We start from the raw sequence: 19,123 nt of genomic DNA, 5'->3' as shown, positions 1-19,123 counted from the left end.
CCGACGGCGCGGGCGGTCGCAACGGCGAGGTCGACTTCCGCGGCACCAGGCGCAGCAACGACACCCATGCCTCGATCACCGATCCGGACGCGCGGCTGTATCGCAAGAGCCCCGGGGCGGGGGCGAAGCTGTGCTACATGGGGCACGTCTTGATGGAGAACCGGAAACGGCTGGCCGTCGATGCCGAGACCACGCGCGTGGCCGGCTTTGCCGAACGGGTGACCGCGGTGGCGATGCTCGATGATGTCGACCGCCCGGAGGCGCGCCGGATCACGCTGGCAGCCGACCGCGCGTACGACACACGCGACTTCCGCTTCGTCGACGGCGAGGAGAAGCTGTTCGCGAGCTTCACGCGGGGGGACGGCGTCGAGCGCGTCTACATCGCGTTCGACATCGACGACGCGCAGGGTCCGCCCATCGGGCTCGGCGTTTTCCGGAAGGAGGGCGAACACGTCGTCTGCTACGGCCTGTGCATGCTCTGGTCGCCGCCCGGAGACGGCCGCGCGCTGCTCGTGCCCACCGGGGAGGGTGGACCCTCGGGCTACTTCGCGTTCCGTCGCGGCCAGCCGTTCCGGCGAATCCGGGGACCGGTGCCCGGCGACCTCGCTGCCGGGCGGCTCCGCGCGCAGAAGCGCATGGCCCGGCTGCTCAAGGCGGCCGAGACCGAAACCCTCCAGCGGCGGGGACACGTGACGGTCGTGAGCAACGTCGGCCAGAAGGTCTTCACGCAGCCACTGCCACTGGGGGCGTGACCGTTCTACGCCGGGCGGCAGATGCGCAGCCGCCCGGCCGGGCTGCGCACCTTCCTGCGAAGTGCGGGCGATCTCGTAAGCCTCCGCCGCACGGTTCGGCCCGCGCAGCGGGCGGACCGTCGCACCCCTAGCCGGTCCCGAACGCCCCGCCGTGAGTACCCGGTGCGTGCCAGGCCTCGCGGAAACCCCGCGTTGCGGGGCTAAGTCATTGAAAAATGGTGCTGCCGGTGAGGATTGAACTCACGACCTCAGCCTTACCAAGGATGCGCTCTACCACTGAGCTACGGCAGCACGGCCGGCCGGGGCTGACACCCTTGCGCGAACGAAGCGCGCCTAGAGACGAGGCGGCGGCGATTGTCAAGCCGTGGCGCGTCAGGGCGTCGCCGCGGTGGCCGCCAGCGGCGCGAAACGCGCGACCTGGCGGCCGACCAGCATCAGCTGTTCCACCACCGCAGGGTCGCTCGCGCCGCCCTCTTCGTCGAACTTGACGATCTGGCTGTTGATCGCCGCCGCGAACGGGGTCGGCCAGCCGCGCAGCGCGTGGACGATCGATCGCAGCGCCGCGATCGTCGATCCGGTCGCCTGCCACCCGTAAGCGGTCGCGATCAGCCCGACGGGCATGTCGGCCAGATAGGGCCGCGCCGCATCGCGCGCGGTCTCCTCCAGCAGGTCGAGCGCGTTCTTGACCACCCCCGAAATGCTGCCGTGATAGCCCGGACTCGCGATGATCAGCGCCGAGGCTTGCCGCACCGTCTCGACGAACTCTCGCTCCTCGGGCGTGCGCGTGGTCGCCTTGGGATCGTAGAGCGGCAGTCTGGCCATGTCGGCGCCACCGAACATCCGCGTGCGGAATCCTTGCTGGCACGCCGCGTCGAGCGCGATGCGCAGCGCCCGCTCGGTCGAAGATACCCCGCCGATGGTGCCGCCGATGCCCACGACAAGGGGTAGTTCGCTGTCCGCCATCTTCTAGCTCCTCCGATGGCGTCTCCTACCGCGCCAAGGCGGCGTGGTCGATCCGTGGCAGCACATGGCGCGCGAACAGGTCCGCCTCGGCGGCGTGGGGATAGCCCGACAGGATGAAGGCCTCGATGCCCATCGCGCGGTACCCCTGCAATTTGGCGAGCACCTGGTCGGGATCGCCGACGATCGCCGCCCCGCAGCCCGAACGCGCGCGCCCCACCCCGGTCCACAGATTGTCCTCGGCATAGCCGTCGCCCGCGGCGTTCTCGCGCAGCGCCGCCTGCGCCGCGACTCCGGCCGACGCCGAATCGAGCGACTTCGCGCGGATCGCCGCGCCGGCTTGCGCGTCGAGCTTGGACAGCAACCGGTCGGCATAGGCGCGCGCCTCGGTCTCGGTATCGCGAACGACCACATGCGCGCGGTAGCCGAAACGGAGCGTGCGCCCATGCTTGGCCGCGCGCGCGCGCATGTCGGCGATGATCGCGGCGACATTCTCCTTCACGTCGGGCCACATCAGGAACACGTCGCAACCCCTCGCTGCCGCCTCGCGCGCATCGGGGCTCAGCCCACCGAAATAGAGCAACGGCGCCTTGCCGCTCATCATGCCGACACGCGGCGGATCCAGCTTGAGCTTCCAGAACGCGCCGTCGTGATCGAGCGGCTCGCCGTTCAGCAGCGTCTTGAGGATCGTCATCGCCTCGGCCGTGCGGGCGTAGCGGGCAGTTGAGGCCAGCATCTCGCCCGGCATGTCGGAGGAAATGATGTTGACGGTGAGACGCCCCCCGAGCAGCCGGTCGATCGTCGCGATCTGGCGCGCGAGTTGCGGCGGCCAGGTCTCGCCGATCCGCACCGCCATCAGCAGCGCCATGCGCCGAAGCATCGGCGCGATCGCCGCCGCGAACGCCGTGGTGTCGATGCCGAGCTGGTAGCCCGAGGGCAGCAGAATATTGTCGAATCCGCCCGTCTCGGCTTGCATCACGATGTCGCGGCAATGCTCCCAGCTCGATTTGAGCCTCGGATCGGGCACGCCCAGGAACTCGTAATCGTCGTCGCACAGGGCCGAGAACCAGCTGATCTCGCAAGGTTTCATGGCAGCGCCTCTCCGCGGCTGGCGACCAGCACCTCATACCATTCCGCGCGAGTCCAGCGGACCTTGTAGACGTCGGCGATCTCGGCGATCCGGCCCGCATTCTGGGTGCCGACGATGGGGATGACCCGCGCCGGATGCGCCATGATCCAGGCATAGGCCGCCGCCGCCACATCGACCCCGGCAGCCAAGGCCTTGCGCGCCAGGGCGCGGCAGACCGCGCGTTCACGCTCTGCCGTCGGCGCCGCGATCCTGCCGCCGCCGAGCGGCGACCAGGCGAGCACCGCTACGTCGTGCTTCAGCGCCTGATCGAACAGGCCGTTCGACAGCGGCTCGATCGCCAGCGGCGAAAACTCGGGCTGGGTCGTCGATAGCGGCACTCTCAGGAACGACGCCAGCGTGCGCGTCTGGTCGACGGTGTAGTTCGACACCCCGACCGCGGCGACCTTGCCGCTCGCCACCATGTCGTCGAGCGCACGTGCGACCTCGTGCGGGTGCGCCAGGATGTCGGGCCGGTGGATCTGGTACAGCTCGACCCGCTCGACCCGCATCCGCCTGAGCGACGCGTCGAGCGCATCCTTGAGATATGCGGCGCTCGAATCGTACGGCACCGGCGGCGTGATCCCGCCCTTGGTCGCCAGCACCATCCGGGATCGCAGCTCCGGCGCCTCGGCGAACACCGCGCCCAGCAGCGACTCGGCATCGCCGAATCCGCCCGAACCGTCGAAGCCATAGATGTCGGCGGTATCGAACAGGGTGACCCCCGCCGCGAACGCAGCCTCGACCAGCGCGCGCGCCTCGCCGACGCTGCGCCCGGCGAAGCGCCACATCCCCCAGGCGATCGGGGAGACAGCAATTCCGCTCTTGCCCAAAGGCCGCGGATCGGGTGTAAGTGCGATTTCAGACATCGCTGTCATATTAGGGGCGAAATCGGTGCAAGAGCAAGTGCGATATGGGCTGATCGGCACCGGCATGATGGGCGTCGAGCATCTCAACAACCTTGCGGTCACCCCCGGTGCGGTCGTCACCGCCATCGCCGACCCCGCGGAGACGTCGCTCGCCTGGGCCCGCAAGGCGCTGGGCGATACGCGTGCGCAGCGCGTGCAGGCCTTTGCCGACGCCCCCAGCCTCGCCAAGAGCGGCCTGGTCGATGCGGTGATCGTCGCGTCGCCCAACCACACCCACCGCGACGTCCTCACGCCGTTGTTCGGCGAAGGCCTCCACATCCTGTGCGAGAAACCGCTCGCGACGACGATCCGCGATGCGCGCTGGATCGTCGCGCAGGCCGAGGCGAGCGACCGGGTGTTCTGGACCGCGATGGAATATCGCTACATGCCGCCGGCGGCCGCGTTCATCGCGCAGGTCCATGGCGGCGACATCGGTACCCTGCGTATGCTGTCGATCCGCGAGCACCGCTTTCCGTTCCTGCAAAAGGTCGGCGACTGGAACCGCTTCGGCCGCAACACCGGCGGCACGATGGTGGAGAAATGCTGCCACTTCTTCGATCTGATGCGGCTCATCACGCGGTCCGAAGCGGTGCGCGTCTATTGCTCGGGCGCGATGGACGTGAACCACGTCGACGAACTCTATGACGGCGCGCGCCCCGACATCATCGACAACAGCTACACGACAGTGGATTTCGCGAATGGCACGCGTGCCATGCTCGACCTGTCGATGTTCGCCGACGGCGCCGAGAACCAGGAAGAGATCACCGCGGTCGGCGACACCGCGCGGCTCGACGTGCTCATTCCCGAAGGCGCCATCGTCCATGCTCCGCGCGTCGGCTTCATGAATCCCAAGCGTGCGACCCGCCGCACGATCGACACCGACGCCACCGCGCTCGCCGCGGGCAGCCATCACGGCTCGACCTTCTACGAACACCAACGCTTCAATGCGGCGGTGCGTGGCGAGGGCGCGGTCGAGGTCACCGCGCGCGACGGACTGATGGCGGTCGCGATCGGCACCGCCGCCGAGATCAGCGCACGCGAACACCGCGCTGTCGAGATGGCCGAACTGGGATTTTGACATACCGGGGCTTCATGCCCGCAAAGACGAACGCGGCTGACAACGCGGGACAGGCATCATAACCCATCGGCAAGATGGGATTTTACGAGGAGGACGACGATGAAGGGGCTTTTGCTGGCGGGAACCGCCGCCGCGTTGACGATCGCCGCACCCGCGGCGGCGCAGGACTCGGGGAACACCGGTGCCGCGACCGAGGCATCGGACACCAACACCGCGCAGGGCCAGAGCGACCAGTTGCAGGGCGACCAGCCCGCGACCACCCCCGGCGACATCGTCGTCACCGCGCAGAAGCGCTCCGAACGCCTTCAGGACGTGCCGGTCGCGGTGTCGGTCATCTCGGGCGACGCGATCGCGGCCAAGGGCGGGCAGAATATCGAGAGCGCGCAATATCTCGTGCCGACGCTGAACTTCCGCAAATCGGGGACGGCGATCAACCAGTCGCTGTTCCTGCGCGGGGTCGGCACCTCGACCTTCTCGATCGCAGGCGAGCCGTCGATCTCCACCGTAGTCGACGGCGTCGTCTACAGCCGCGCGGGCGAAGCGTTCAGCGACTTGGTCGACATCGACCGGCTGGAGGTGCTGCGTGGCCCACAGGGCACGTTGTTCGGCAAGAACACCAGCGCCGGCGTCATCAACATCGTCACCAAGCGGCCCGGCAACGATTTCGGCGGCTTCCTGGAGGGCGGCTATTACACGGGCGGCGACGAATACCGCGTGCGCGGCGCGGTCGATCTGCCGATCGCCGAGCATATCAAGAGCCGCGTCACCGGTTTTTACGGTAATTACGACGGCAACATCCGCAACGTCGCGCGCGGCAACACGCGGGTCAACGGCTACGAACATTACGGCGTTCGCGGCATGATCGTCGCCGATCCGACCCCGGACCTGCTGCTGACGCTGATCGCCGACTACCGCGAAAGCCACGACGATTGCTGCGGCGAAGTGATCGGCACCACCCCCGCCAACGCGACCGCCACCGTCCTGCCCACGCCACGCGGCGACAAGACCCGTGCGCTGGCCCAGAACCTCATCACCTCGACCGAGGAAAAGAGCTGGGGCGTGTCGCTCCAGGCAGACTGGACGCTGGGCACCCAGACGCTGACCTACATCGGCGCGTACCGCGAATACGACAACACCGAGATCCGCGACGGCGATTTCCTGCCCCAGGCCTATAACGGCTTCAACGAGCTCCACGATTTCGGCCCGCAGACCAGCAACACGCTGACCCAGGAAGTGCGGATCACCTCGCCCGCCGACCAGTTCTTCAGCTACGTCGTCGGCGCCTTCTATTCGCGCGCGGAAACCGAGCGGACGTTCACCCGCAACGATATCACCTGCGTCTCGGGCGCCCTGCCGGCGCTCACCCCCTGCTCCAGCCCGCTGGTGCTGGCGTCGCGGCCCACCGGCACCGCAAACTTCGGATCGGTGTTCAAGAACCTCGCCTTCTTCGGCCAGAGCACGCTGAACTTCACCGATCGCTTCCGCGGCATTGCCGGGGTTCGCTATACCAGCGACCAGTTGAACGTGTTCCACAATCGCGTGACGACGCTCGCGGGCCCGGGGATCAACCCCAGCTTCGGCCCGTTCACCGGCAAGACGACGAACGACAATTGGTCGGGCAAGGCCGGGCTGCAATTCGACGTGGTGCCGCAGTCAACCGCCTACGCGACCTACTCGCGCGGCTACAAGGGGCCCGCGTTCAACGTCTTCTTCAACCTGACCGCGACCGGCACCAACGTCATCGAGCCGGAGACCGCCGACAGCTACGAGGTCGGCCTCAAGAACACGCTGCTGGGCGGCAAGCTCGTCGTCAACCTCGCTGCCTATTACGCGAAGTACCACAATTTCCAGGCCAACAACCCCGACATCGTCGCGGGCGTGCTGGTCACGCGCTTCACCAACGCCGGCGACATCTCGACCCGCGGCGGCGAGCTCGATCTGCTGTTCCAGCCGGTCCGCGACCTGTCGTTCTCGGGCGGCCTCGCCTACACCGACGCGCACATCGACCAGTTCAAGATACCGACCAACGGCGTGACGACCGGCGTCATCCCGTCGGGCACCCGCCTCGGCTATGCGCCCAAGTGGAAGGGCACGCTCGGCACCGACTACCGCATCCGCACCGGCGGTCGCGTCGACTTCGCACTCGGCGCGCAAGGTTCCTACCAGTCGAAACAGATCTCGCAGCTCGATGCGAGCGCCGCCATCCGCCAGGCGACGACGATCAAGGGCTACGGCCTGGTCGACCTCTCGGCGAGCATCGTCGAGGCCAACGACCACGCGCGGCTCACCTTCCAGGTCAAGAACCTGTTCGACCAGAGCTTCGCCGCGGCCATCACCAGCGGCGGCCCCGGCGGCAGCTACCGCTACCTCATCCCGCGCGAAGCGGACCGCTATTACGGCGTGACGGGCCGCATCGGCTTCTGACCCCTTCTGTCCTCCCCCGCGATCGCGGGGGAGGGATGGTTAATGCCCCATCACCACCGCCCCCGACCCATCGTCCTCCACCGCCACGATGCGCGGGATCAGCAATTGCACGATCCCCAGCGCGACCAGATACGACACCGAACAGATCGCCAGCAGCGGCCCATAGCCCCAGCCGTGCCCCAGCGAGAACGCCGCCAGCTGGATCAGCACGATCGACCACATGTTGCCGCAGAACGCCGCGATGCCGATCGTCGAACCCACCTGCCCGGCGGGCACGATATCGGTCGCCAGCCCGAAGACGTTGGTCGAAAATCCCTGATGCGCGAACAGCCCCAGCCCGAGCAGCAGCGCCGCGCTCCACGGCGAATCGACCAGCAGCACCAGCGTGACCGGCAGGATCAGCACCGCATAGATCAGCAGCGTGACTTTGCGCGCCCGGTCCACGCTCCACCCCCGCTGCATCAGCCTGGTCGGCAACCAACCCCCGGTCAGCGCCCCCGCCGCCGCCATCGTATAGGCGAGCGCGACCGGCAGCCCGACCGTACCCTGCGGCAGCCCGAACATTCGGTGGAACAGGTCGGGCAGCCACGCCAGCATGAAGAACCACACCTGGTCCGACAGCACTTTGGCGACAGCGATGGCCAACGTCTCGCGCCGGCGCAGCAACGAGGTCCAGCGCACCGGCACCGCGCGCACGCCCTCTTCCGCCACCGGCGGGATGCGGATCGCGAACCACGCGACGACCCACATCAGCCCCAGCCCGCCCGCGACCAGGAACGCCGCCTGCCATCCGAACGCCACCGCCAGCGCGGGGATGGCCAGCGGCGTGACGATCGCGCCGACATTGGGCGCGGTGTTGCCGATGCCCAGCGCCATCGATCGCTCGCTTTGCGTGAAATACGTTGCCGCCGACTTCACCGCCGCCGGCGTGCCGACCGACTCCGCCGCGCCGAGCACGACCCGCGAAGCGATGAACGCGCCCACCGTCGTCGCAAACGCATGCGCCATGCCCGCCAGGCTCCACAGCGCAACGCCGATGCCAAAGCCGAGCCGCAATCCCACCCGGTCGATGAACCACCCCGTGCCCAGGAACGCCACCGCGGCGGCGACCTGGAACGCCGACAGCATGTTGGCGTAATCGCCGTCCGACCAGCGGAACTCGATTTCCAGCGTCGGCTTCAGCAACGCCAGGATTTGCCGGTCGACATAATTCAGCATGATCGCAAAGAAGACGAGTGCGACGATCCCCCAGCGGCCCCGATTGGCAGTCATATCCTCTCCTTCGCGTCCTGCGACAACGTTGTCACAAGCCGTGCGATTGGGCTAGTCAGTCATCGTACACAGGAGACCGCATGGCCGTAACCCGTTCCCAGTCCCGCGTCCTGCCAATGGCCGCCGACCTCTACGGCGATATCGAGCCCAGCCCGCGCGCGACGTGGCGCGGCTACCTTCCCGGGCTCGCCATCGTCGCCGCAGGCACACTGGCGGCCGGGTTCATCTCGGATCATTACGGCGCGCCGCTGACCTTGATGGCGCTGCTCATCGGCCTCGCGCTCAACTTCCTCTCCGCCGACACGCGGCTCACCCCCGGGCTCGCCTTCGCATCGCGCTCGCTGCTGCGCTGGGGGATCGTGCTGGTCGGGGTGCGCGTGACCTTCGGTCAGATCGCCTCGCTCGGGCCGGTGGCGCTGCTCTGCGTGCTGGCCATCGTCGCCGCGACGATCGGCGCGGGCATCCTGGTCGCACGCCGCCTGGGCTTCGACACCGCCTTCGGGACGCTGGCGGGCGGCGCGGTCGCGATCTGCGGGGCGAGCGCGGCGATGGCGCTGGCGACGACGCTCGGCGAGCGCCGCGTCGGACAGGCGCAATTGACGCTGGTCCTCGTCGGCATCTCGGCGATGAGCGCGACCGCGATGGTCCTCTACCCCATCGCCGCGCACGCACTGGCACTGTCGGATCTGCGGGCGGGTTTCCTGCTCGGCGCATCGATCCACGACGTCGCCCAGGCGCTGGGCGCGGGTTACTCCTATTCGGACGCGGCAGGCGGCATTGCGACGATCGTGAAGCTCACCCGCGTCGCGCTCCTCGCCCCCGTACTCGCGGTCGTCGCGTTGTTCCTGCCGCGTGGCGAAGCGGGCGCGAAAGGGCCGGGCATCCCCTGGTTCGTCGTCGGCTTCTTCGTGCTCGCGGGCATCAACTCGTTGGGAGTTATTCCTGCGTTCGCGGCCACCGGCGCCGAGCGCGTCGCCACCGGCCTGCTCGCCGCCGCGGTCACCGCCACTGCGATCCGCTCGCCCTTGTCGCAACTGCTCGAAGCGGGGCCGAGGCCACTCCTGATCATCCTGGCGGCGAGCGCAATAGCCTTCGCGCTGGCGCTGGCGGCCGCGACGACGCTGATCGGCTGACTATCTCCCCTCCCTGCAACCGAGGGGAGCAGCTACAAGCCGACCCCCACGGTGGACCCGCGCTCCACCAGCTCGAACGCGATCTCCCGCCGCTCGTCGCTATGCGTCAGCAACAGATCCGCCGCCTGCCACCCCAACTCCCGCGTCGGCTGGCGGATCGTCGTCAGCGGCGGCCATACATAGCCCGCAAGCGCATCGTCGCCGAACCCCGCCACCGACAAGTCTTCCGGCAGCCGTAGCCCGCGCGCATGCGCCGCGGTCAGCACGCCCGCCGCCATCTCGTCGCTCGCCGCGAAGATCGCGGTCGGCGGCTCAGGCAGCTCCAGCAACACCGCGCCCGCGCGCGCGCCAGACGGAAAGTCGTACCCGCCATCGACGAACAGCGAAGGGTCGTCGTCCAGCCCTCCCGCCATCAGCGCCGCCCGGTGCCCCGCCGCCCGCTGGCGGCTCGTGGCATAATCGGGGTGCCCGCCGACGAACCCGATCCGCCGGTGCCCCAGCGCCAGCAGATGCCGCGTCATCACCGCCGCCGCCTTGACGTTGTCGATCCGCGTCGACGGCCCTGCGGCGGCGTCCCCCGGCGACACCAGCACCGTCCGCACGCCCCGTGCGGCCAGGGTCGCGCGCACATCCTCGCGGTCGGTGATCGGCGGGGTCAGGATCAACCCGTCGACCTGCGTCGTGTCGACCAGCGCGAGCAGTTCCTCGATCAGCCGCGGCGAGGCGCGATCGTAGGGCTGCGCGATCATCCGCACCCCGTCCGCCTCGCACCGGTCGCGCACCCCGGCCTGGATTTCGAACAGGTAATGCGGGCTGGGATTGTCGCACACCAATGCGATCTGGAAGCTCCGCCGTCCGGCGAGCGAGCGCGCCGCCAGGCTTGGGCGAAAGTTCAGCGCAGCGACGGCCGCCTGCACCCGCTCGCGCGTCTCGGCGCCCACGTAGCGCTCGTTGTTGAGCACCCGGCTGACCGTCTTGATCGACACCCCCGCCGCCGCCGAGACGTCCTTGATGGTCGCGCGCAACCCTATCGCTCCGTCCTGTTCGGCATGGTACGGGGGCTTTGCCACGGCAGCGACGCTTGCGGCAACTGTCGTAGCAGGATAACACACGGCGTATGAATGTCGAGCCCGGACCCCGCCCCGGATCCCACTACGCCGGAGGCGAGAAACCGTTCGAGCTGACGGGAGGCATGCCGCCCCCCGACGACTGGTCCGAATGGTCGCCCGAAGAGGCCGAACCGCCCAGGCGCCGCGCCGGCGTCCTGCGCTGGATCGTGCGCGGCACCGGATTGCTCATCGTCCTGCTGGTCGTCGCGATCGGCTGGCTCGCGGTCACCGCGCCTTTGTCGCGTTCGCTCAAACCCCCGACCCCACCGTCGATCACGCTGACCGCCGACGACGGCACCCCGATCGCGCGCCGCGGCGCGATCATCGGCGCGCCGGTCGACGCCGCCAAGCTCCCGAAGCACGTCACGCAAGCGTTCCTGGCGATCGAGGACCGCCGCTTCTATTCGCACTGGGGCATCGACCCACGCGGCATCGCCCGCGCGGCCTGGTCGAACGTCGGCGCGGGGGGGGTGAGCCAAGGCGGCAGCACGATCACCCAGCAGCTCGCCAAGAACGCGTTCCTGAATTCCGACCGCACCGCCGCGCGAAAACTGCGCGAGATGATGATCGCCTTCTGGCTGGAGGCGTGGCTGACCAAGAACGAGATCCTGTCGCGCTACCTGTCGAACGTTTATTTCGGCGACAACGTCTACGGCCTGACGGCAGCGTCCAGACACTATTTCGGGCGGACGCCGGAGAACCTCAATATCGGCCAGGCTGCGATGCTCGCCGGACTCGTCAAGGCGCCGTCGCGGCTCGCGCCGACCACCAATCTGAAGGGCGCGCGCGCCCGCCAGGCCGTGGTCGTCGGCGCGATGGAGGCCGCGGGCTTCCTCAGCCACGCGCAAGCCGAGGACGTCCAGCCGCAGCGCGTGCTCCCCGCGCAAGCCGGCCAACTTCCCAGCGGCACCTATTTTGCCGATTGGGTTCTTCCCGCCGCGCGCGACCACGCGGGCGAGGTCCAGTCCGAAGCGACCGTCGAGACCACGCTCGATCCCCGCCTGCAGCGCGCCGCCGAACGCACGATCCGCTCGGCAGGGCTGCGCCAGGCGCAGGCTGCGCTCGTCGCGATGCGTCCCGACGGCCGCATCGTCGCGATGGTCGGCGGGCGCGACTACGGCAAGAGCCCGTTCAACCGCGCCACCCAGGCCCGCCGCCAGCCCGGCTCCGCCTTCAAGCTGTTCGTCTATCTCGCCGCGATGCGGGCGGGGATGACGCCGTCCTCCACCGTCGACGACAGCCGCGTCGACATCGCCGGGTGGAAGCCGAAGAACGACGACGGCCGCTACCTCGGCGAGATCAGCCTGGCGCGCGCCTTCGCCCGCTCCTCCAACGTCGCCGCGGCGCGGCTGACCCAGCAACTCGGCGTCAGGAACGTCATCAAGGCCGCGCGCGACCTCGGCATCTCCACCCCGATCGCCAACGAAGCGACGATCGGGCTGGGCACCGCGGAGGTCTCGCTGCTCGAACTCACCGCCGCCTACGCCGCGGTATCGGCGGGCCGCTATCCGATCCAGCCGCGCGGCATCGAGAAGCTCAACGAAGACAGCAGCTGGCTCAAATCGCTGACCGGCGGACAATCCAAGATGCCCGACGACATCCGCGAGAACATGCTGTCGCTGCTCAACTCCGCGATCCGCGGCACCGGCCGCGAAGCGGTGCTGAGCGTTCCCGCCTACGGCAAGACCGGCACCTCGCAGGACAGCCGCGACGGCTGGTTCATCGGCTTCGCGGGCGATCTGGTGGTCGGCGTCTGGGTCGGCAACGACGACAATTCGCCCAATCCGGGCCTCCACGGCGGCACCGTCCCCGCCCGCATCTGGCGCACCTTCATGCAATCCGCGCTTGGCCTCGCCTCCGTCGCCGCTCCGGTTGTCGAGGAAGCGACGGACAACGCCGCGATGAGCAACGAGGATATGCCGTTCGAGGGCGATTTCGAGGGCCTCGGGATCAACCTCAAGGTCGATCCCGACGGCGGCATCCGGATCGGCCCGTCGGGCGAACGCGACGCGCCGCCCCCGCGCGACGAGGACGAACCCCCACCGCCCGAGGACCCCGACGAGCCGCCGAACTAGCCGCTAGATCACCCCCGCGCGCGCTAGTCCGAAGAGCACGGCCGGCCACAGCACCGAATTGACGATGTCCTGCACCGTGTCGGCGAAGCGCCACGATCCGCTGCGCAGCCGATCGAGCAGTTCGTTGAACAGCTCGGCCGCGGTCACGGCGGCCAGCGGCCACCAGGCGCCGACGTCGCCCGCGATGGTGACGCACGCGACCCAGATGACCATGCCGACGTGGACGTGGAGCGTCGCGTGGTCGAGCCCGAACGTGTTCGCCATCCACACCTTGGCCCGGTTGTGGAGCGTGGCGTCCTTCGGCTTCAGAACGACAGCCCCATCACGGTGCGCACCCCCGGCAGCGCCTTGACGCGCGCGAGCAGGTCCGTGGTCACCGGCTCGTCGACCGACAGCAGCAGCACCGCCTCGCCGCCCGCCTGGCGCCGCCCGAGATGGAAGGTGCCGATGTTGACCCCCGCCTCGCCCAGCGTCGTGCCCAGGCGGCCGATGAAGCCCGGCGCGTCCTCGTTGACGACATAGAGCATCGGCCCCGCCAGATCGGCCTCGACCTTGATCCCGAACAGCTCGACGAGGCGCGGCGCCTGGTCGCCGAACAGCGTCCCCGCGACCGATCGATCGCCGCCCGCGGTCTTCACCGTCACGCGCACCAGCGTATGGTAATCGCCCTCGTGGGTCGATCGCACTTCGCGCACGTCGATGCCGCGCTCCTTGGCCAGGAACGGCGCGTTGACCATGTTCACCGTGTCCGAATGGACCCGCATCATCCCCGCGAGCACCGCGCCGGTGATCGGCTTCTGGTTGAGCTCGGCCGCCGCGCCCTCGACCTCGATGGTCACGCCGGTCAACGCGCCGTGCGCGAGCTGGCCGATCAGTGAGCCCAGCTTCTCGGCGAGCGCCATATAGGGTTTGAGTTTGGGGGCTTCTTCGGCGGACAGCGACGGCATGTTGAGCGCGTTGGTGACGCCGCCGTTCACCAGGAAATCGGCCATCTGCTCGGCGACCTGGATCGCGACGTTGACCTGCGCCTCGGTCGTCGACGCGCCTAGGTGCGGCGTGCTGACGAAGTTCGGCGTGCCGAACAGCGGCGAGGCCTTGGCGGGCTCCTCGACGAACACGTCGAGCGCCGCGCCGCCGACCTGCCCCGAATCGAGCGCGGCCTTGAGCGCGGCCTCGTCGATCAGCCCGCCGCGCGCGCAGTTGATGATCCGCACGCCGCGCTTGGTCGTGGCGAGCGCCTCGGCGGACAGGATGTTGCGGGTCGAATCGGTCAGCGGCGTGTGCAGCGTGATGAAGTCGGCGCGCGCGAGCAGTTCGTCGAGCGTCACCTTCTCCACCCCCATCTCGACCGCGCGCTCGGGCGTGAGGAACGGATCGAACGCGACGACCTTCATCTTGAGCCCGCGTGCGCGGTCGGCGACGATCGATCCGATGTTGCCCGCGCCGATCAGCCCCAGCGTCTTGGAGGTGAGCTCCACCCCCATGAAGCGGTTCTTCTCCCACTTGCCCGCCTGGGTCGACGCGTCGGCCTCGGGCAGCTGCCGGGCGAGCGCGAACATCAGCGCGATGGCGTGCTCGGCGGTGGTGATGCTGTTGCCGAACGGCGTGTTCATGACCACCACGCCCTTTGCCGAGGCGGCGGGGATGTCGACGTTGTCGACGCCGATCCCTGCCCGCCCGACGACCTTGAGGTTGGTCGCGGCGTCGAGGATCTTGGCGGTCACCTTGGTCGAGCTGCGGATCGCGAGGCCGTCGTATTCGCCGATCATCGCGATCAGCTCGTCTGGGGTCTTGCCGGTGATCTCGTCCACTCCCACGCCGCGCTCGCGGAAGATCTGCGCGGCGCGGGGGTCCATCTTGTCGGAAATGAGGACTTTGGGCATGATTTGGAACCTTTGATAAACCGTTCGTGCTGAGCGCAGTCGAAGCACATTGGTCGGGCGTGCCCTTCGACTTCGCTCAGGGCGAACGGAAGGAAGTGTCAGCCCGCTTTCGCCGTGGCGTACGCCCAATCAAGCCACGGCCCCAGCGCCTCGATATCGGCGGTGTCGACCGTCGCTCCGCACCAGATGCGCAGCCCCGGCGGCGCGTCGCGATAGCCCGCGACATCGAACGCCGCGCCTTCGGTTTCGAGCAACGACGCCATCCGCTTGATGAGCGCCTCATTCGCGCCCTCGACCGTCAGGCACACGCTGGTCCGCGACCGCGACGCCGGATCGGCAGCGAGGTGCCCCAGCCAGTCGCGCTCTTCGACGATCCGGTCGAGCGCCGCCGCATTGGCGTCCGACCGCGCGATCAGACCGCTCTCCCCCAGCGACTTCGCCCATTCCAGCGAGAAGATCGCATCCTCGACCGCGAGCATCGACGGCGTGTTGATCGTCTCGCCCTTGAACACGCCTTCGGTCAGCGTGCCCTTCGACACCAGCCGGAACACCTTGGGGAGCGGCCACGCAGGCGTGTAGCTCTCCAGCCGCTCGACCGCGCGCGGCCCCAGGATCAGGACCCCGTGCCCCCCCTCGCCGCCAAGTACCTTCTGCCAGGAAAAGGTCGCCACGTCGATCTTGTCCCACGGCAGGTCGTAGGCGAACACGCCCGAGGTCGCGTCGGCAAAAGACAATCCCGCGCGGTCGTCCGGGATCCAATCGCCGTCGGGCACGCGCACGCCGCTGGTCGTGCCGTTCCAGGTGAACAGAACGTCGGTGGCCCAGTCGACCGCGGCCAGATCGGGCAGCTGCCCGTAATCGGCGCGCATCACTACGGACTCGATCTTCAGCTGCTTGACCGCATCGGTCACCCAGCCTTCGCCGAAGCTCTCCCACGCCAGCGTCGTAACCGGGCGCGCCCCGAGCATCGTCCACATCGCCATCTCGAACGCGCCGGTGTCGGAGCCCGGAACGATGCCGATGCGATGCGTGTCGGGGAGGCGGAGCAATTCGCGCATCAGGTCGATGCAATATTGCAGCCGCTGCTTGCCGATCTTCGAGCGGTGCGAGCGCCCCAGCGACGCGGTCGCGAGCTTCGCCGCATCCCAGCCCGGCGGCTTGGCGCAGGGACCGCTGGAGAAATAGGGGCGTGCCGGCTTGGTAGCGGGCTTGTGCGCGACCCGAACGGCGGGCGCGATGGCGGTATCCGTCAATGTATCTCTCCTCACAGAGAGCGCGCGCCGCGTTGGGACGGCGTGGCCCGCCGACGGCCCTAGTGCGGTGATCGACGCAGGGCAAGTCCGCTTCGTCGTAACCCTAGTTCAATTTCGTCACCCCGGACTTGTTCCGGGGTCCAGCGTCCCGCAAAGTCATGAGCGTGAGATACGCGCGGAACGCTGGCCCCCGGCACAAGCCTGCCTCAAGCCCTGCCTTGAGCATCGTCGGGACCGCCGGGATGACCATAACAGCCTTGCTCGCGCTCGCCGCATGCGGTCGCCACGAGGCGCCGAGCAGCGCACGCCCGGAGCCCCAGCGTCCATCGGTCCGCGAAACCGCACAATGCCTCGCCGATCTCACCCGCGAAGGCGTCGCCTTCCGCGCCCTGCCCGACAAGGACTACGGCACCGGCTGCGGCGTCTACGGCGCGGTGCAGCTGACCGACATCGGCGTGCCCGTCACCGGCATCACCGCGATGCGCTGCGGCAACGCCCGCGCCTTTGCCGCCTGGGTCCGCAACGCGGTCGCGCCCGCCGCCTACCAGCAACTCGGCAGCGAGCTGGCGCGGGTCGAGGGGATGGGCACCTACGCGTGCCGCAACGTCGTCGGCTCAGCGGCCAACGCCGGAAGGCGCTCGGGCCACGCGATCGCCAACGCCACCGACGTCGGCGGCTTCGTGCTGAAGGACGGCCGGCGCGTGACAGTCCTGCGCGACTGGCGCTCCGACGATCCCGCGGTGCGCGGCTTCCTCAAGACCGTCCACGACAGCGCCTGCCGCCGCTTCGGCACTGTGCTCAGCCCCGACTACAATGCCGCGCATGCCAACCACCTGCATCTGGAGGACGATCGGGCCGGTTTCTGCCGGTAGCGCGTGCGCGAAATATCCCGTACCAGCCTCGGATGACTGAAACACGTGTTCCCTCGCGGGTCTTCGCCCGCGCCCGCCAGGATGCCGCCTCCGCCAAGGACGCGGTGTCGACCCCGCAGACCGAAAATCCCGCCTACGCGCTCGCCTTCCAGGATATGGATTTCCTGCTGCGCGAAGACCTGCGTCCCGTCCGTTTCCAGCTCGAGCTGATGAAGCCGGAATTGCTGCTTGAGGAAGCGAAGATAGCGTCGACCTTCGTCATGTACGGCTCCGCACGCATCCCCGAGCCTGCCAAGGCGCAGGCGCTGCTGGAGATGGCGACCGACGACAAGAGCCGCCGCATCGCCGAGCGGCTGATCGAGAAGAGCAAATATTACGACGTCGCCCGCGAGCTCGCCGCCAAGGTCTCCAACTTCCCGCGCGACGAGGCGGGCAGGCGCCATTTCGTGGTCTGCTCGGGCGGCGGCCCGTCGATCATGGAGGCTGCCAACCGCGGCGCCGCCGATGTCGGCGCCGAATCGATCGGGCTCAACATCGTACTGCCGCACGAGCAGGCGCCGAACCCCTACGTCACCCCGTCCTTGAGCTTCCAGTTCCACTATTTCGCGCTCAGGAAGATGCACTTCCTGCTCCACGCGCGTGCGCTGGCGGCGTTTCCGGGCGGGTTCGGGACGTTCGACGAATTGTTCGAGCTGCTGACGCTGATCCAGACCGGCAAGATCAAGCCGATTCCCGTGCTGCTGTTCGGCCGCGCCTTCTGGCAGCGCGTGGTGAACTTCGACGCGCTGGTCGAGGAAGGCGTGGTCAGCGAACGCGACCTCGGCATCTTCACCTATGTCGAGACCGCCGACGAAGCGTGGGACGCGGTGCAGCGCTTTTACCAGGAGCGCCTCGAACAGGACCCGACCCCGCCCGCCTGACCCCACTGGCGGCGCCGTCACGCCTCATAGCGGCGGCGAAGCGGACGATGGCGACGATGCTGCTGGCATGCTGGCTGGCGATGATCCACGCACCCGCGAGCCGGTCGACCGCACCCTGCACCGCGCGCTCGTCGCCGTACCCGCGGCATGGCTGGCCAGGATCACGCGCGGACGGGTGATGCTCGGCGTCGACTTCGTGCTGAGCGCCGCGATGCTGGCGTGGCTCGGCGGCGCCGACGGTCTGAGAATCGCGGGCATGGCGGCGCCCGAGCTGACGATCGCGCTCACCAGCGTCGAGATCGGCGCTTACGTCGATATGCTGGCGATGGTCACCCTGCTCGCCTCGACCGCGCGGATCGGGGTAGCGATCGGTCTGGTGCGAGGAGTCGTCATCGACCGCCGGTCCGGCAGCCAGCGCCGCACGACACGGGCACGCCGACGCGCAAACCGGCAAAGCAACCCGCCAACGAAGACGACCGACACGTGCTGGCCGCCTGAATCAACATTTCCGTTCGCGCTGAGCGAAGTCGAAGCGCATGGCCTGGCGCTTACCCTCGACCAAGGCTCACGTCGAAGGCTCTGGGTTCTCAGCCTATTTCGTCTGCCGCGCACCCTTGCGTGCCGCCTCGGGATCGACCGAAGGCGCACCGCTGGCGGCGGTGCCGGTGTTGGCGATGTCGCCCGTTTCGCCGCGCACATCCTTGGCAACCGCGTCGACCGCATTGGCCGCGGCGGGGGCCGCGCCGCCCGCACCCTCGACCTTGTTGCCGCCATCCGCCGGAGCCGCCGCGCCCGCCGCCGGTGCGGCGGGGAGCGGCAGGTTGGAGCCCTGCTGATTGATGTACAGGATCACGTTGGCGCGGTCCTGCGCGTCCGACAGCCCGGCAAAGGTCATCTTGGTGCCGGGCGCGAACTTGCGCGGGCTCGTCAGCCACGCGTTCATCTTGTCGAAGTCCCAATTGCCGCCGACGCCCTTCAGCGCGTCCGAGAACGCAAAGCCGCCCTTGCCCTGCCCGATGCCTTCGCCGAGCGTCGCGTACAGGTTCGGGCCGACGCCCGCCGCGCCGCCCTGGTTGATCGTGTGGCACGCGGCGCACTTCTTGAACACTTCGGCGCCCTTGGCAGGGTCCGCCGCGCCGAGCAGCGAGGCGATCGGCACCGCCGCGGCTTCGCCGCCCGCGCCGCCGGCCTCCTCGACCCCCTCGATCGCATAGCCCATCTTCTCGGGGCGCTCGCCGTGGAACACCATGCCGCCGACGATCGACAGCCCCAGCGCCGCGCCGCAGCCCGCCAGCACCCAGCCCGCGATCGTGTTGGTCCGATTGTCCATTATCTGTTCGATGTCCCGGCGGTAGAGT

Annotated in this window: 15 protein-coding genes, 1 tRNA gene and 1 pseudogene; 7 read left to right on the top strand and 10 right to left on the bottom strand. The window is 68.7% G+C overall.

From position 1 onward, the window contains the following. A pseudogene (locus ACE5C1_RS12645) lies at positions 1–311 on the top strand (IS5/IS1182 family transposase); the annotation flags it as partial. A gap of 657 nt (positions 312–968) precedes the next feature. Here the strand turns inward: ACE5C1_RS12645 and ACE5C1_RS12640 are convergent. The 4 genes from ACE5C1_RS12640 to ACE5C1_RS12625 all read right to left on the bottom strand — a co-directional run bounded on the left by ACE5C1_RS12640 (position 969) and on the right by ACE5C1_RS12625 (position 3,707). After that, positions 969–1,043: transfer RNA gene (locus ACE5C1_RS12640), tRNA-Thr, on the bottom strand. Positions 1,044–1,124: 81 nt separating this feature from the next. Beyond that, the gene (locus tag ACE5C1_RS12635) at positions 1,125–1,715 is read right to left on the bottom strand and encodes an NADPH-dependent FMN reductase (protein ID WP_374944428.1); all 591 of its coding nucleotides are present in this window, start codon (positions 1,713–1,715) and stop codon (positions 1,125–1,127) included. A gap of 25 nt (positions 1,716–1,740) precedes the next feature. Next, positions 1,741–2,802: an LLM class flavin-dependent oxidoreductase gene (locus ACE5C1_RS12630; RefSeq protein WP_374944427.1), complete on the bottom strand. Its 1,062-nt coding sequence runs from the start codon at positions 2,800–2,802 to the stop codon at positions 1,741–1,743. Beyond that, positions 2,799–3,707: an aldo/keto reductase family oxidoreductase gene (locus ACE5C1_RS12625; protein WP_374944426.1), complete on the bottom strand. Its 909-nt coding sequence runs from the start codon at positions 3,705–3,707 to the stop codon at positions 2,799–2,801. Before ACE5C1_RS12625 ends, ACE5C1_RS12630 begins: the two co-directional genes overlap by 4 nt. Before the next feature lie 37 nt (positions 3,708–3,744). On the opposite strand from ACE5C1_RS12625, the gene ACE5C1_RS12620 reads away from it, so the two are divergent. Beyond that, positions 3,745–4,824 carry a Gfo/Idh/MocA family protein gene (locus tag ACE5C1_RS12620; RefSeq protein ID WP_374944425.1) on the top strand — a complete coding sequence of 360 codons (1,080 nt, stop codon included), beginning with the start codon at positions 3,745–3,747 and terminating at the stop codon, positions 4,822–4,824. 99 nt (positions 4,825–4,923) lie between these two features. Then, a complete protein-coding gene (locus ACE5C1_RS12615; RefSeq protein ID WP_374944424.1) occupies positions 4,924–7,248 on the top strand; it encodes a TonB-dependent receptor in 2,325 nt (774 codons plus the stop codon). A 39-nt stretch (positions 7,249–7,287) separates the two neighbouring features. Here the strand turns inward: ACE5C1_RS12615 and ACE5C1_RS12610 are convergent, their stop codons facing one another. Beyond that, complete coding sequence (locus ACE5C1_RS12610; protein WP_374944423.1) at positions 7,288–8,520, bottom strand: MFS transporter; 1,233 nt, start codon at positions 8,518–8,520, stop codon at positions 7,288–7,290. Positions 8,521–8,600: 80 nt separating this feature from the next. On the opposite strand from ACE5C1_RS12610, the gene ACE5C1_RS12605 reads away from it, so the two are divergent. Continuing rightward, positions 8,601–9,653, top strand: a complete 1,053-nt coding sequence (locus tag ACE5C1_RS12605; RefSeq protein ID WP_374944422.1) for a YeiH family protein — start codon at positions 8,601–8,603, stop codon at positions 9,651–9,653. Positions 9,654–9,685: 32 nt separating this feature from the next. On the opposite strand, the gene ACE5C1_RS12600 is transcribed toward ACE5C1_RS12605, so the two are convergent. Beyond that, the gene (locus ACE5C1_RS12600) at positions 9,686–10,723 is read right to left on the bottom strand and encodes a LacI family DNA-binding transcriptional regulator (RefSeq protein ID WP_374944421.1); all 1,038 of its coding nucleotides are present in this window, start codon (positions 10,721–10,723) and stop codon (positions 9,686–9,688) included. 122 nt (positions 10,724–10,845) lie between these two features. On the opposite strand from ACE5C1_RS12600, the gene ACE5C1_RS12595 reads away from it, so the two are divergent. Then, positions 10,846–12,837 carry a transglycosylase domain-containing protein gene (locus ACE5C1_RS12595; protein WP_374944420.1) on the top strand — a complete coding sequence of 664 codons (1,992 nt, stop codon included), beginning with the start codon at positions 10,846–10,848 and terminating at the stop codon, positions 12,835–12,837. Between the two features lie 3 nt (positions 12,838–12,840). On the opposite strand, the gene ACE5C1_RS12590 is transcribed toward ACE5C1_RS12595, so the two are convergent. The 3 genes from ACE5C1_RS12590 to ACE5C1_RS12580 form a co-directional block, all read right to left on the bottom strand. Beyond that, positions 12,841–13,101, bottom strand: a complete 261-nt coding sequence (locus tag ACE5C1_RS12590) for a hypothetical protein (RefSeq protein ID WP_374944419.1) — start codon at positions 13,099–13,101, stop codon at positions 12,841–12,843. A 41-nt stretch (positions 13,102–13,142) separates the two neighbouring features. Further along, positions 13,143–14,720, bottom strand: a complete 1,578-nt coding sequence (gene serA / locus ACE5C1_RS12585) for a phosphoglycerate dehydrogenase (RefSeq protein ID WP_374944418.1) — start codon at positions 14,718–14,720, stop codon at positions 13,143–13,145. A gap of 98 nt (positions 14,721–14,818) precedes the next feature. Continuing rightward, entirely contained in the window at positions 14,819–15,973 is a 1,155-nt protein-coding gene (locus tag ACE5C1_RS12580) for a phosphoserine transaminase (protein WP_374944417.1), read from the bottom strand. Between the two features lie 242 nt (positions 15,974–16,215). Here ACE5C1_RS12580 and ACE5C1_RS12575 point away from each other — a divergent pair, with 242 nt between their 5' ends. Continuing rightward, positions 16,216–16,845: an extensin family protein gene (locus ACE5C1_RS12575; protein WP_374944416.1), complete on the top strand. Its 630-nt coding sequence runs from the start codon at positions 16,216–16,218 to the stop codon at positions 16,843–16,845. 32 nt (positions 16,846–16,877) lie between these two features. Continuing rightward, entirely contained in the window at positions 16,878–17,765 is an 888-nt protein-coding gene (locus ACE5C1_RS12570; RefSeq protein WP_374944415.1) for a TIGR00730 family Rossman fold protein, read from the top strand. A 592-nt stretch (positions 17,766–18,357) separates the two neighbouring features. Here ACE5C1_RS12570 and ACE5C1_RS12565 read toward each other — a convergent pair. Beyond that, positions 18,358–19,095, bottom strand: coding sequence for a c-type cytochrome (locus ACE5C1_RS12565; protein ID WP_374944414.1), 738 nt, complete (start codon positions 19,093–19,095; stop codon positions 18,358–18,360). Positions 19,096–19,123: the final 28 nt, after the last annotated feature.

The sequence above is a fragment of the Sphingomonas sp. genome (assembly GCF_964263785.1).
Lineage (GTDB): Bacteria > Pseudomonadota > Alphaproteobacteria > Sphingomonadales > Sphingomonadaceae > Sphingomonas.
Note: the sequence above shows the minus strand (reverse complement) of the source record. Positions and strands in the feature narration are given on the sequence as shown.